Annotated in this window: 16 protein-coding genes; 2 read left to right on the forward strand and 14 right to left on the reverse strand. The window is 37.4% G+C overall.

Annotated elements, in window-relative coordinates:
* Window positions 1–73 precede the first annotated feature (73 nt).
* The 4 genes from IGL42_RS11000 to IGL42_RS11015 all read right to left on the reverse strand — a co-directional run bounded on the left by IGL42_RS11000 (window position 74) and on the right by IGL42_RS11015 (window position 4,437).
* On the reverse strand, window positions 74–1,186 hold the full coding sequence (locus tag IGL42_RS11000; protein ID WP_104842543.1) for a sensor histidine kinase: 1,113 nt from the start codon (window positions 1,184–1,186) through the stop codon (window positions 74–76).
* Complete coding sequence (vanR, locus tag IGL42_RS11005; protein WP_002356311.1) at window positions 1,179–1,883, reverse strand: VanR-ABDEGLN family response regulator transcription factor; 705 nt, start codon at window positions 1,881–1,883, stop codon at window positions 1,179–1,181. The genes IGL42_RS11000 and vanR overlap by 8 nt, the downstream gene beginning before the upstream one ends.
* Before the next feature lie 98 nt (window positions 1,884–1,981).
* On the reverse strand, window positions 1,982–3,427 hold the full coding sequence (locus IGL42_RS11010) for a L,D-transpeptidase family protein (protein ID WP_002370561.1): 1,446 nt from the start codon (window positions 3,425–3,427) through the stop codon (window positions 1,982–1,984).
* 146 nt (window positions 3,428–3,573) lie between these two features.
* On the reverse strand, window positions 3,574–4,437 hold the full coding sequence (locus tag IGL42_RS11015) for an aminoglycoside 6-adenylyltransferase (protein ID WP_002356309.1): 864 nt from the start codon (window positions 4,435–4,437) through the stop codon (window positions 3,574–3,576).
* Window positions 4,438–4,558: 121 nt separating this feature from the next.
* Between IGL42_RS11015 and IGL42_RS11020 the strand changes: the two genes are divergently transcribed.
* Both IGL42_RS11020 and IGL42_RS11025 read left to right on the forward strand, forming a co-directional pair.
* Window positions 4,559–5,140, forward strand: coding sequence for a YdcF family protein (locus tag IGL42_RS11020; protein WP_002359392.1), 582 nt, complete (start codon window positions 4,559–4,561; stop codon window positions 5,138–5,140).
* Between the two features lie 157 nt (window positions 5,141–5,297).
* Entirely contained in the window at window positions 5,298–6,242 is a 945-nt protein-coding gene (locus tag IGL42_RS11025; protein ID WP_002382461.1) for an endo-beta-N-acetylglucosaminidase, read from the forward strand.
* A 280-nt stretch (window positions 6,243–6,522) separates the two neighbouring features.
* Here the strand turns inward: IGL42_RS11025 and IGL42_RS11030 are convergent, their stop codons facing one another.
* From IGL42_RS11030 to IGL42_RS11075, 10 genes are all read right to left on the reverse strand, one after another.
* The gene (locus tag IGL42_RS11030) at window positions 6,523–7,353 is read right to left on the reverse strand and encodes a DUF6287 domain-containing protein (protein WP_002362359.1); all 831 of its coding nucleotides are present in this window, start codon (window positions 7,351–7,353) and stop codon (window positions 6,523–6,525) included.
* 234 nt (window positions 7,354–7,587) lie between these two features.
* Window positions 7,588–8,307 carry a YebC/PmpR family DNA-binding transcriptional regulator gene (locus IGL42_RS11035; protein WP_002356305.1) on the reverse strand — a complete coding sequence of 240 codons (720 nt, stop codon included), beginning with the start codon at window positions 8,305–8,307 and terminating at the stop codon, window positions 7,588–7,590.
* 86 nt (window positions 8,308–8,393) lie between these two features.
* Window positions 8,394–9,581 (reverse strand): nucleotidyltransferase, encoded by a 1,188-nt coding sequence (locus tag IGL42_RS11040; protein WP_025191871.1) that lies wholly within the window; start codon window positions 9,579–9,581, stop codon window positions 8,394–8,396.
* A gap of 80 nt (window positions 9,582–9,661) precedes the next feature.
* Window positions 9,662–10,402, reverse strand: coding sequence for a class I SAM-dependent DNA methyltransferase (locus tag IGL42_RS11045; protein WP_002356302.1), 741 nt, complete (start codon window positions 10,400–10,402; stop codon window positions 9,662–9,664).
* A 1-nt stretch (window position 10,403) separates the two neighbouring features.
* On the reverse strand, window positions 10,404–10,742 hold the full coding sequence (gene rsfS, locus IGL42_RS11050) for a ribosome silencing factor (protein WP_033602604.1): 339 nt from the start codon (window positions 10,740–10,742) through the stop codon (window positions 10,404–10,406).
* 46 nt (window positions 10,743–10,788) lie between these two features.
* Entirely contained in the window at window positions 10,789–11,379 is a 591-nt protein-coding gene (gene yqeK, locus IGL42_RS11055) for a bis(5'-nucleosyl)-tetraphosphatase (symmetrical) YqeK (protein ID WP_002356300.1), read from the reverse strand.
* Window positions 11,357–12,016: a nicotinate-nucleotide adenylyltransferase gene (locus IGL42_RS11060; RefSeq protein WP_002365150.1), complete on the reverse strand. Its 660-nt coding sequence runs from the start codon at window positions 12,014–12,016 to the stop codon at window positions 11,357–11,359. The genes yqeK and IGL42_RS11060 overlap by 23 nt, the downstream gene beginning before the upstream one ends.
* 17 nt (window positions 12,017–12,033) lie before the next feature.
* Entirely contained in the window at window positions 12,034–12,345 is a 312-nt protein-coding gene (gene yhbY / locus IGL42_RS11065) for a ribosome assembly RNA-binding protein YhbY (RefSeq protein WP_002356298.1), read from the reverse strand.
* Window positions 12,346–12,368: 23 nt separating this feature from the next.
* Window positions 12,369–13,478, reverse strand: a complete 1,110-nt coding sequence (gene yqeH, locus IGL42_RS11070; RefSeq protein WP_002381381.1) for a ribosome biogenesis GTPase YqeH — start codon at window positions 13,476–13,478, stop codon at window positions 12,369–12,371.
* Window positions 13,475–14,002, reverse strand: a complete 528-nt coding sequence (locus IGL42_RS11075; RefSeq protein WP_002356296.1) for a YqeG family HAD IIIA-type phosphatase — start codon at window positions 14,000–14,002, stop codon at window positions 13,475–13,477. Before IGL42_RS11075 ends, yqeH begins: the two co-directional genes overlap by 4 nt.
* Between the last annotated feature and the right edge of the window lie 91 nt (window positions 14,003–14,093).

Consider the following 14,093-nt stretch of genomic DNA (forward strand, 5'->3'; position numbering starts at 1 on the left):
CTTAACAAAATTAGTATAGCAAGCTAGTAAAAAGGAGCCTTCTTTTTTTTCGCAAGAATTTCTAACGATTTTCTTACAAAATCGATAAAGAAATCATAAAGGTAGTTTTTTCATTTTCGCTTTCAGCTGAAAGCACCCCGTCATGCAGCTCCACAATTTTTTTAGCAACCGCTAAACCTAGTCCTGCGCCTCCTCGGTTTGTTTGACGGGCAGTATCTAATCGGAAAAATTGTTCAAAAATTCGGGCTAATTTTTCTGGTGGAACAGTAGGGCCATGATTTGTAAAATAAATATTTACTCGTTGATTTTCATTATCAACTTTAGTGGAAAGAGAGATGGTTGTTCCTGCATAGCTGTAGTTAATGGCATTTTGAACTAAGTTATCAAAAACTCTTTGCATTTTATCGACATCAAGATGAATAGACAAAGCCTCAGTAAAATCTGTTTCAATAGTTAACTGTTTTTGTTTCAACATAGGTAAAAATTCATAACTTACTTGATTTAACATACGATCCAAGCGAACACTCGTTGGTTCTAATTCAATATTCGAGAGATTAAATCGAGCTATTTCAAAAAATTCATTAATCAACTCTTCTAAATGCTCTGCTTTTTCTAATGAAATAGCTAAATATTTTTCTCGTAATTGCGTCGAAATTTCCAGTTCATCATGAAGAAGTGTTAAATAACCAATGACTGATGTTAAAGGCGTTTTTAAATCATGTGCTAAATAAACAATCAAATCATTCTTTCTTTGCTCAGCTTCCTTCGCTTGTTGCTGGCGTAAGTTAACTTCTTGACGGATTTGATTCAACTCTTTGTCAAACTCCATTAAATTTGCTGACAAGGCTATCGGTTCTTCGGAATTCTGATAGAGTTTCCCTGTTGCCTCCAATACTTCTGTTAATTGATTGATGCTTTGCAACCATATCCGAAAAAGAATGATTACTGAACCACCTAGAATTACTAAGCTAATTAAATAAACGTAGTTCTCCACAATTCCTTTGGCTAAAAGGTAGAGTGGATCTTCCATGCCCCATCTACGTAATCCAAACAAAAAATTACTAAAAAAATACAAGACTGCTGATAACGCCAATATTCCCAAACTAAAAAACAAAAACTTTGTTAGTAGTTGTTTAATCATTCGTTCTTTAAATTGCTGTTTTCCTGTTTTTTTCTTTTCAGTCAATTTTATACCCCACTCCCCAAACAGTTTTAATAAACTTTGGCTTCCTTGGTGGTTCTTTTAATTTTTCCCTTAAACGGCCAATATGTGCCATCACGGTATTTCCATTGTTTTCCAAATATTTTTCACCCCAGATTTCTTCAAACAATATCTCTGCTGGGACTACTTCTCCCTGACGTTCTGCTAAATACCAAAGAATTGAAAATTCTAGTGGCGTTAAAAATATATCCTCCCCGTATAGTTTACTTGTATGATGTATTTTATTTATCACCAAACCATGAATATCTATTTCTGTTCCTTCTGTTTCTTGTTGTAGACTCGCCTGTGAATTATATTTACGAAAACGTCTTAGTTGTGTTTTAATACGTGCGACTACTTCCAATGGATTAAATGGCTTTGTAATATAATCATCAGCGCCTAAAGTTAGCCCAGTAATTTTATCAATGTCCTCAATTTTAGCGGTTAAAAGAATAATAGGGAAAAAATATTTTTCCCGTGCTTTTTTAACCATTTGAAAGCCATCAATATCTGGTAACATTACATCAAGTACCGCTAAATCGAACTGATTATTTGCCATTGATTCCAGAGCAGGTTTCCCTCGATAAAATTTTTCTACTTCATAACCGTCACTCGTTAAATATACTTCCAGCAAATCAGCTATTTCTTGTTCATCATCTACTAATAAAATTCTTTCTGCCATGGTTTTGCTCCTTGCTTGTCCATTTATAAATTATCTATTCAACTAAAACAGCACCAAAAAGACTGCTCATTTGCCCTTTTGGTGCTGTAAATAATCATTTATACTTCTTCGCCGTAATCTACAGGTTTATCAAATTCACCTGGTGCATCATCATAGATATGTCCGTAAATAATTACCGGCATTCCGTCATAGGATACATCAAAGATTTTTGAAACTTCTGTTCCTGGCGTATTGATACAGCCATTACTACCAGCATCGGTTTTAAAGGCTTCTTTATCGCCATACTTATCCAATTTATGGTCGGAGTCATGAATCCCGATTTGTGTGACAACGCCACCTTGACTTAATAACGGCATCCAATATTTTACTGGCACACTGTATCGAGAACCATCAAGCATTTGACCTTCTAAATTCACATCGGTTGTCCGATATAAAATTGTATGGAATCCTGGTACTGTTGCGGTTCCTTTGTTATATCTGCCAGTAATGACATCTGTGGTGACTATTTTTTTGCCATCAATGAAACAATACATTTTTTGATCTTTTAAATCAATTTCAATGTAATTATTGGCAATTTTACTATTTTCTTTGGTATCGCCAACCAACGGAGCAGTGATTGCATTCGTTTGTTCTTGGCTATTCAGCGCGTTTACTAGTAGTTCTTGCGTTTTGGCCCCATCAATCGACCAGCCATAACTTCCATTGTTTTTAAAACGACGTGTCGTACCGTGAACATCTGTAAATAAAACTGGTTGATTAGCAGAACCATATGTTGTTTCTAATTGTGTCACCCAAGTAGTTAGTTTTTCTTTGTTGATTGTGCCATCATCATTCAGCACGTTTTGAATTTGTGTTTTATCAAAGGCTACTTTTTCACCATTAATATCAACTGTAATTGTTTTATTTAACTTGTTATTGAGCGTTGTCAATGTCGCCTTTAACGTTTGATCCTCTTTTGTAATTTCAGGGGCTTTATAAAAATCTTTGGCATTGTATTGATAGTTGCCTTTTCCCGCTTCAACATCCGCAATAATCTGCTGATTTAAGCGCTGTGTGTCCACTACTGTGCCTTGTTCTTCGGGAACAATTTCAAAAGTGCCATTGCCTCGACGGATACTCGCATTTTTGCTTGGTTTCCCCTCTGGAAAACTCAAAGTTGCTAATTTGGCTTCTAGTTCTTTTTTGAATGCCTCGTTTAACGGTAGCTTCACCTTGCTACTGTGTAAATGGTCTTTTAAAAATTTTTGATCCAATTGGTATTTTTTAGGAAGTTGAATTTTTTCTTCTTTTGTCCCCGTTTGAACCACAACTTCTTCGGTTTGATTAACTTGCGCTAATTTTTCTTCTGCAGCATTTACATTTAACCAGCCTACAGAAACTCCATTTACTTTTGTGGTTGGTAAAAAGTGACTTTGAAAATAAACATAGCTGCCCCCAGCAACCAGAGCTAGTCCAACCAAAGAAGTAATAATTACTTTCTTTTTATTATTTTTTCCTGATTTTTGACGACGTGTATTACGCATTTGCATTTCTTCTTTTTTCATTTGTTCATCCTTTATATCAATAATTTTAGGTTTATTTCTTAGAGACTAGGCAACAAACAACTGCGGTGATCTACAATCAAAAAAGGTTCCCTTTCTCTCGCAGATTAATTTTTTCAATTATACACTATTTTTACGTTGTTTTCAGCTTATTTTCCTTGTAAATCCTTTAATCTTAAAGAATTTGTATACTCTGTGACTTTTTTTGCTTCTTGTAAATGATACGTAAACTGGGCCATTTTAGCAAAATCCTGAGCGACGACGTCAAAAAAGGCTTGTGTCTTTATTAAGCTGTTCCAACAAGCTTCTTTACTAGAAAAATCCAGCAACGATGCTAATTGATCCATCGTGTCAGGAGTGACATAATTTTTCAGATACTTAAATTGTTTCCCAACAGAAATTGGCTCCGGTTCCTGCCAAGCCGCTTGCCAAGAAAGCAAGCGCAACAGTTCCTGCTGACAATATTCATAGAGATGTGTGACAGCGTAAAATAGTTCATTCCGACAAAGCCCCTTAACTACATACGTACTAACCCACCAAAATTCATTGCAACAATCGTTAAACTGCTGCTGATTCGGAACTGTTACTGTATAATTTTTATCAGATGCTACAGGTAAAGGTGGCAAATTTTCATCTTTGTCTAACAAGATAATTGCTAAAGAATCGCCTTCATGCCAATTGTCTTTTTCTGCGAGAGGACACAACGTTAAATCGATACGTTGACCATCTTCAAATAACATTAAAAATGTTTCCCGCGTCTTCGGTTCTGTGGGAAATAAGGTCATTTCCTTGGGACGTTGCATAATTAATGGTTGTCCAAATTTTGCTATCCACGTTGCTGTTTCAAAAAACTCAGCACATGGTTCTACAATATAAACAATGTCGAAATCTTGAAAACTATCTTTTGGCGCTTTCACATTCGTGCGAGACCCCACCATTCCCACAGCTCGAATGTGTTCTTCTTGTTTTGCTACATCCATAATAAGTTGAAACATTTCTTCTTCTGTACGCATTCACTCGCTCCCTCTCTTCAAAAGTTTCTATTAAAACATAGATTTTTTTATAAGTCTTTTGTTTTCTATCGCTTTTTCTATGGTACTTCGTATACACTAACATTACAAGGAGGGATGTTTCATGCATTGGTTAAAAATAACAAGTTTATCCATTGTCAGTTTTGGCTTTTGTATTCTTTTGATTTTAGGTCTACTTATTTTTACTGGCAAAAATACGCAACCCACCGATAAACCAGATGCTATTTTAATTTTAGGGGCCCGTGTTTTAGGGACGTCTAAAGAAACCGCACTGCCTAGCCGTGTTTTGCAAGCTCGGTTAGATGTGGCTATCCCCTATATTAAACAACACCCCGAGACACCCGTTATTGTTAGCGGAGGGCAAGGAGCAGATGAGCCGGCTACGGAAGCCGCGGTTATGAAACAATACTTGCTAAATAAAGGTGTTCCAGAAAAACAGATTCTCTTAGAAAATCGTGCCACACGCACCAAAGAAAATATTGTCAATTCACAAAAACTCCTTTCTTTTAAACGGCTAGTGATTGTTACTAGTGACTTTCACATGTACCGCTCGCAACTTTTAGCCAAGCGAGCAGGCATCTCAAATGTTTCAGGCATCACTGCGGCTTCTTCTTTTCCAAAAGATATCAAAAATTTTGGTCGAGAGCTGCTTTCTTTAGGCTATGCCTTACTCTTTGATTGGTAAAAGAGAGTCCTTCGCAAGACCATTTTGCGAAGGACGCTTTTATATTCTGTGGATTTGCTCACTTTTGTTCTCTTCTTCTTGTGTTTAAATTATAAAAATGATAACATATCTTTGTTAGCGCTTACAAATAATATTTATTTTATAGGAGGAGAAAGTTATGGGGCATCAATTGAGCACTCATTTTTTTAACAAGAAAACAGGGATTATTTCAACTTTTTTAAGTTTGATACTTTTAGTCGGTGGGTTACTGTTTGCACTACCTGCATTTGAAGTACAAGCAGCATCAACTGTTACACCTAAAACAGTCATGTATGTAGAAGTAAATAACCACGATTTTAACAATGTGGGAAAATATACTTTAGCTGGAACCAATCAACCTGCTTTTGATATGGGGATTATTTTTGCAGCCAATATTAATTATGACACGGTCAATAAAAAACCTTACTTATATCTAAATGAACGGGTCCAACAAACTTTAAACGAAGCTGAAACACAAATTCGTCCAGTTCAAGCACGCGGCACTAAAGTCCTATTGTCTATTTTAGGCAACCATGAAGGTGCTGGCTTTGCTAATTTCCCAACTTACGAAAGTGCGGATGCCTTTGCAGCTCAATTAGAACAAGTCGTTAATACGTATCATTTAGATGGTATTGATTTTGATGATGAGTATGCTGAATACGGAAAAAATGGGACGCCTCAACCAAATAATTCTTCGTTCATTTGGTTACTTCAAGCCTTAAGAAATCGCTTAGGCAATGATAAATTAATTACTTTTTATAATATTGGACCAGCGGCTGCGAACTCTTCAGCTAATCCTCAAATGAGTTCTTTAATTGATTATGCTTGGAACCCTTATTATAGTACCTGGAATCCGCCACAAATTGCGGGGATGCCTGCTTCTCGTTTAGGTGCTTCTGCCGTTGAAGTTGGTGTCAATCAAAATCTAGCTGCGCAATATGCTAAACGTACAAAAGCGGAGCAATATGGTATTTATCTAATGTATAACCTCCCAGGAAAAGATTCATCTGCGTATATCTCGGCGGCGACACAAGAACTTTATGGTCGAAAAACGAACTATTCACCAACTGTTCCAACACCTTAATTATTATCTCGTGTCTACAAGCGCCAACATGTAAAGAGTTAAAAGCCAGCTTACTACAAGCTGGCTTTTTGGTATCTTGAGCGAATCGTTTTGAACATAAAAAAGACCCGCCCTTTGGGTAAGGACGGGAAAGGAGTTAAAAATGAAAAAGTGTTTTGTGTTGTTAAGGTTGTTTGTTGATATGCTTATATCTTACAAACTAAATGTGAAGATTTTGTGATCATTTCATTCTTATTTTGCTACTTTTATAGGAATTAAATAGATTGCCACTAGACTATCTTTAGTTGCCTCGTGCATCCGTTATTCTGACTGCTCCTTGTGGTGATACTCTGTAAAAACCGACAGTCCCTGTCCCTCCATTTGCAACCATCTGTTTCGATTGGGCTCTAAAAAAGAAGTCATTTCCATTCATACCCAAAAATCCAAGGTTCGTATCATTATTTTCTGCATCAGTCAGTGTCTTTCTAATATATGTCTCTGCTTTTTCTTGTGTATCGATGATTTTTGCCTCTTCATTTTGGTCTTGATTTTCCTCTTCAGAAGAACGATAGTAATACTCTTCCGCAGGATAATTTCCACTATCTTGAGTAATTAACAATCGCGGTTTCGTCTTATCCGATTGGTCGCCGTTAGGATTTTCAACACCAATTCTATATAATAATAGCGCAGCACCAGTAGGCCCCCACCTAATACTTAAGCTTGTAATTGGTCGCGACTCATCAGTAGGTGAATCCTTCGTAATCATTCCTCCGGTATTTGTACTACCATCAGGATGAATGATCAAACTCTCTCCTTTACCATTTTTCCATGTTCCAACTAAAGTAGTAAAATCGCCAGCATTAATCGCTGTAGTATCTAAATCAGCTACAGTTAGCTGACTGTTGTCTTCATCAGCTGTGGACTCTTCATTTTTCACTGATTCGTTAGACTCGACACTGTGGCTCGCTTGTTCGTTTGTCTTATCAATTGTTTCACTCATTTTTTCATTCGTCTCTTCAACTTTAGAGGATGCCTCCGTTGAAGCGGTTACTTTCTTTTCTTTTGGTTCCCGACAAGCAGTTAATGATAAAACCGCTAGCCCGACAAAAAACGCGAACATTCCCTTTTTCACGCCTATTCACCCCGTTCAATGATCTATCTTACTAGACTATTGTACTATTAATTCAACTGTTTAGACAAATATTTATGGAACAGACAAAAGTTGAACCTGTCATTGAATGCTTTGTGTCACATGGACCTATCAATCAACTTTCTTTTTTCTATGTATTATATGAAAAAAAGTGAGCCATCAGTCAAAATGACCGATGGCTCACTTTCTAAATCTTAAAACAAACGAACAAATGGATTATTCAGGTAAATCTACATTATGATGAACTTTTTGAACATCTTCTAAATCTTCTAAAACGTCTAACATTTTTTCAAAGTTCGCTAAATCGTCGCCTTCTAATGTTACTTCGTTTTGTGGAACCATTTCTAACTCAGTAACCGTGAATTCTTCAATGCCTTTTTCTTTTAACGCTTCTTGTGCATGGTGGAAATCTTCTGGTTCTGTGTAAACGATAATTTGACCGTCTTCTTCAACAACATCGCGAACATCAATGTCTTTTTCCATTAAGTATTCTAAAATTTCATCCGCATCGTCACCAGCAAAGCCAATGATACCTGTATTATCAAACATGTAGGAAACAGCACCGCTGACACCCATGTTTCCGCCGTTTTTACCAAATGCGGCCCGTACATCTGCTGCTGTTCGGTTCACGTTGTTTGTTAAAGCATCAACAATGACCATTGAACCATTTGGCCCAAATCCTTCATAGCGTAATTCAGAATATTGTTCATCTGCTGAACCTTTTGCTTTTTCAATAGCGCGATCAATAATATGTTTTGGTACATTGTATGTTTTGGCGCGTTCGATTACAAACCGTAATTTTTGGTTTGCATGAGGATCAGGGTCTCCTGACTTCGCTGCTACGTAAATTTCAATCCCGAATTTTGCATAAACACGGCTATTGTTTGCGTCTTTGGCAGCTTTTTTCTCTTTAATATTTGCCCATTTACGGCCCATATTCTCACTTCGCTTTCTCTGATTTGTTGTTAGTATCTTATCCCTTGTTTATTATACTGGGGAAACTGATTTTTGTTAAGTATTTTTTAGGTATCTGGCGAAAATCGTAAGGGAAACCGACCAAAATTTTGTTCTTTTAAAGAAGAATCTCCCATCTGATATAGTTGATTGGCGCGAATATCTAACGAAAGCATTGCGCGGTTTTCTTTAGATACTTTGGAAATTACCGGCAATTGAATTTGTGCTTTGGTTTCTTTTAGATAAGCTTGTCCCTTTGGCGTAAATCCTAGCACATGGAGATAGCTGTCTTGCCAAACAGTTTCAACTTCTTCTTTGGTCATATTTAACAATATATAGGTTGCTAATCGTTGCAATCTTGTCCAAGTATAACGCTTCGTCTTCATACGTTCCATTAATTCGTGAAAAGAACCTGCTGCTTGGATTTGATCTTTTAGTCGATATTCAAGTCCTTCCGTCATTTGGTAAATGGCTTGTAACTCTTCTAACGAGGATTGAACAATTTTATACTTTAGGAAGGGCCAGTAGTTTTCCCATGAAATCATTGCCTGTGTTTGTAAATGTTGTGCGGTTATAGAAGGAACCGTTGGCAGTACTTGCGTTATTTCTTGTTGAAAAACACTTTGCCTAATCGCCGTGGCGCTAGCAACTTTCCCAGAAATCGTTGCATCATGAAAGCCCGCTTGTTTTCTAGCAATTGGGTAGAGCGTCATCAGGGTTGGATACGTGGCATTTTCCTTTGCATAACTCATCCCCAAAATATGATTAGGCGAAGAAAAATCAAACCTGCTTTCAGGATATACTTGACGAAAAACAGCAGTCATTTTTTGTGGATAACTCAATTGTTTGTCTGTCAATGCGTGGAACGTTTGATCAATTAAGGATTGATTTTCTTGGACAAACTGGCCGAAAGCCGCATAATCAATTGCGCTTGTACTATCTGTTCCAAAACATAAGCTCTCACATTGCAACGCCTGCAATAACTTTATACCGCCTTTGGCAAAGTAATCCGCAGACTGTACCGACCAAGCTGTCGGCAATTCAATGACTAAATCCACACCATTTTGCAAAGCTTCTTCTGCTCTGGCCCACTTATCTAGTAAGGCTGGTTCTCCTCTTTGTAAAAAATTCCCACTCATTATAGCAATTACTACTTCAGCTCCGCTTTGTTGGCGAGCTTGTTGGGCATGATAGCGATGTCCATTATGAAAAGGATTATATTCCACGATAATGCCACAGGCTTTCACTCTAGCCACCTCCGTTATAAAAAAATGGACTTATCAGCAAAGAGACAAACGTTTTTAAGCGCTGTCCCAAGCTCATAAGCCAAACCTTATTAATCTCTTTGACAAACAAAGAACCAGCGTTCACTTGTTTCAGTTGGTGCTTCATCTGTAAAGTCTGCATAAACTTTGACGTTCATGAAACCAGCACTTTCTAACATTCGTAAATAGTTATCTAACGAATAGGTTCGTTCTTGATGCAATTCATCATACCGAACAAAGTGCTCATCTGTTTCCTGTTCTTTCACAAAAAATGTTAAGAAATGTTCGATGCTGTGTTCTTTTTCACCAGCGTAACTATCCCATAGAAAAGCAAATTCTTCTGTTTGATAATGATAGCTATATTCTGGAAAAACTGAATCAATTTTGTAAGTAGAATGAACATCAAAAATGAACGTTCCTTCCTCTTCTAACGCTTGATAAACTTCATCGAACACTTGTTGTACTTCTTGGCGATTAGCCATATAGCACAGTGAATCAGAAAAACAAGTGATGGCTTGGTATTGTCCCACTTCAGATAAATCTAGCATATTTCCCTGAACAAATTGAACTGGCACTTCTTCTTCAAAGGCCCGTTCACTGGCAATCATCAACATTTCTTCTGATAAGTCTAAGGCCGTCACATCGTAACCACTTTTCGCGAAATCAACTGCTAAAGCGCCTGTACCACAAGCCATTTCAAGAATTTGTTGGGTTCCTTGTGGGAGATGACGATTGGAAAAATCCAACCATTTTTGGTATAGGCTTTCGTCCATCACTTCGTCATAGACGAAAGCAAACGTTTCATAGGCCATTTTAGTCGACCCAAGCGCTTAGATCAACCATTGGGGCATCTGACCATAATTTTTCTAAGTTGTAAAAGGCACGTTCTGAAGATTGGAATACATGGACAATAACATCGCCTAAATCGATTAAAATCCATTTTCCGCCTTCTTTACCTTCCACACGTTTGACTTCTACTTGATTTTTGGTTTCTTGTTCGTTAATTTCATCAACAATCGCATTGATTTGACGTTCACTATTGGCTTGGCAAATTAAAAAATAATCTGCTAATAATGAAATCTCTCTTACGTCTAATGCGACAATTTCTTCTGCTCGTTTTGAATCTGCTGCTTTGACAGCAATTTCTAAAATTTTCTGGCTATCTATGATAGTTCCCTCCTAGTAATTCTTTCTTCTTTTATTTTTGATTAACGACCCATTGATTGTAGGTCTCTAACGTTTTTGGATAAATTTTATGTTCTTGTTCAATCAAATGTAACAAGGTATGTTTCGTTTCATAAGCAACCGCTGCATCTAAGTCAACAAGGGCAATTTCACGGGCTTCTTTCACACCTGGAAAATCACGTCCTGGTTCAATGTAATCTGCGACATAAATAATTTTATCTAGCAAGCTCATCTTAGCAGCCCCAGTTGTATGCACACGAATTGCCTGCAAGATTTCTTCGTCATCAATGGCTAATTCCCGTTGAACAATATCCGCCCCAACTAAGCCATGCCAAATTTCATTGCCATAGTTTAATAAAGCCAAATCAAAACCATCTCGGCGAATAATCAACTCGAATTCATCGTTTGGACGTTCTTTGGCGTAATCATGCGTCAAAGCAGCAATACTTGCTTTGGCTTCATCGGCACCATATTTCGCTGCCAAGGCCACAGCTGTTTCCTCGACTCCTAACACATGGCGAAAGCGACGTTCACTCATTTGCATTTGAACTTTTTGCATTAATAATTCACGTTGTGCAGCATCATAATTTGTTATCCAGCTCATCTTGATACAGTCCCTTCTCTTGAATATAGTTTATCACATTCTCTGGAAGAAGATAGCGTGTTGAGCAACCACTTTTGACTTTTTGTCTAATCAAAGTGGAACTAATCGCCATCTGCGGAACATCGACCCAAATAATTGGATAGGTAGATTCCGTTGGATAATTAGGACGCCGAATGCCGACAAATTGAACTAAATGGAGTAAGTCATCAATCCGATGCCATTTGGGCAAGTATTCCACCATATCTCCACCAATTATAAAATAATAATCAGTATCTGGATTGGCTTCTTTTAAAGCTTTCATCGTATCATACGTGTAACTTTTGCCTTTGCGAATTAACTCAATTGGCTCAATATCTAAGCAGGGATTATCAGCCACTGCTAGTTCTAACATCGCTAACCGATGTTCACTGCTAATTGTTTTCTTTTCGTCTACATGTGGTGGTAAGTACGTAGGCATTAAGTAAACTTTGTCCAAACCTAGTTGATTTTGAACTTGATCGGCCATGACAAGATGTGCTAAATGAACGGGATTAAAATTACCACCTAACAAGCCGACTTGCTTTCTTGTTTGAAAACGTAACGGTTCCTCTTGCAAGAGAACGTCCGCTCCTTGACGCGCTTGTCTTTTTTCTCCCATTGTTCATCCCTCCAATATTAAATCTCTTTGACTGCTGCTGAAATTTTTTGATATTTTTCTTTACTTGATGGCTTGAATAAGACCAACACGCGACCAATAATTTGTACCACATCGCAATGAATGGCTGCTGTTAGTTCTTCTGCAACCTCTTCTGCTACTTCATCTGTATTTTGTAATAACGTAATTTTAATCAGTTCACGTTTTTCCAACGCTTCATCAATTTGTGTAATCATTGCGTCATTCAAACCACCTTTGCCTACTTGAAAAATAGGTTGTAAATGGTGTGCCTGACTACGTAAATAACGTTTTTGTTTTCCTCTAAGTTTCAAATTGTTTGCCTTCTCTCTAAAATTTAAATTAATGCTTTTCTACGTAAAACATCGACACCTTTAGGCGCCCAACCAGCGACTACACCAGGTTCTGTGACAGTAATCCAACCTAGACCAGCAAACACAATATCCGTTTTTTCTTTCACGGAAAATTCAAAGCGCACTAATTCAGGAAACTCAGCGACTTCATCGGCACGTGGAGGCTGCAATAAGCCACCAACATGTTTTTCATAAAAAGCATCGGCGGTTGCTGTTTTTGTTCGGTGTAAATTTAAGTCATTGGAAACGTAGGCAATGAAGGAACTTTTAGCACCTTGGACATAATCAAAGCGAGCCAAGCCACCTAAAAACAAGGTTTGTTCAGCATTTAATTGGTAAACTTTCGGTTTGATTTCTTTTTGCGGTGCAATAATTTTCAAGTCTTTTTTACCTAGGTAATGTGCCATTTGATGACGGTGAATAATTCCGGGCGTATCGATTAAGAAGTGGCCATCGTCTAATGGAATTTCAATTTTATCTAGCGTTGTTCCAGGAAATTGTGATGTCGTAATCACATCTTGAACACCCACTGTTTGTTGAATGATTTGATTGATTAATGTTGATTTTCCAACATTGGTCACACCTACGACATAAACGTCTCGGCCTTCACGATATTTTTCGATCGTATCTAATAACTCTTGCATTTCTTGTGGTTTCTTGCCACTTGTTAGTAAAACATCAACAGGGCGTAATCCTGCTTCATGGGCCCGTTCTCTCATCCATTGAACCATTTTAGGTTTTTTTAATGATTTAGGCAAAATATCCACTTTATTGCCAACTAACAACACAGGATTATCTCCGATAAAACGATGTAGTCCTGGAATAAGAGAGCCATTAAAGTCAAAAATATCCACTACGTTCACAATCAGTGCATCTTCTGTTCCTAAACCATTCAATAAACGTAAAAAGTCATCGTCTGTTAATTGGACATCTTGAATGTCATTATAATGTCTTAAGCGAAAACAACGTTGGCAATAAACTTCCCCTGTTTCCATTCCTTTTTCGAAAGCTGTTTTTGGTGTATAGCCTAATTCATGAGGATTTTCCGTTTGGATAATCGCACCACAGCCAATACAATGAATTGCCTCTGTCATTCTAATCCGCCTCTCCATGTCATTTCTGGATGTTTTTTTGATAAGTATTTCATAATTTTCCGTTCAAAGAACCGATTGATTCTAGTATTCCAGCCATCTGTATCGACAATCGGTTGAACTAAAACATTGCGTATACCCGCTGCGTTAGCTCCCCGAATATCTGTCATAATCTGATCGCCGACCATTAACATTTCAGATGGCTTCAAGCCTAATTTTTTTTCTGCTAATTTGAAGCCACGTGCGGTTGGTTTCAAGGCACGTGCTACATAATCTAAGTCAAACTTTTCAACAACGCGTTTAATCCGGCTGTCTTTGTTGTTTGAAACAACGAGGACAGTAATTCCTGCATTTTTCATTTCTAATAACCAAGTTTTTAATTCTTCTGTTCCATCGGGATTATTCCAAGCAATTAACGTATTATCTAAGTCAGTTAGTACTGCCTTAATCCCTAGTTTTTTTAATTGTGCGGGGGTAATTTTATAAATCGCATCAATCATCCATGTCGGTTTATATTTTGAAAACATCGTGACTCCTCTCACTGACACTATGTAGTTTCTTCGATTTTAAGAGACTGAAACATAACTAAACAATTATGCTTCAGTCTCTACCTATTGT

This window comes from Enterococcus sp. DIV0712 (assembly GCF_050554855.1).
In the GTDB taxonomy this organism is placed as follows: Bacteria; Bacillota; Bacilli; order Lactobacillales; family Enterococcaceae; genus Enterococcus; species Enterococcus faecalis.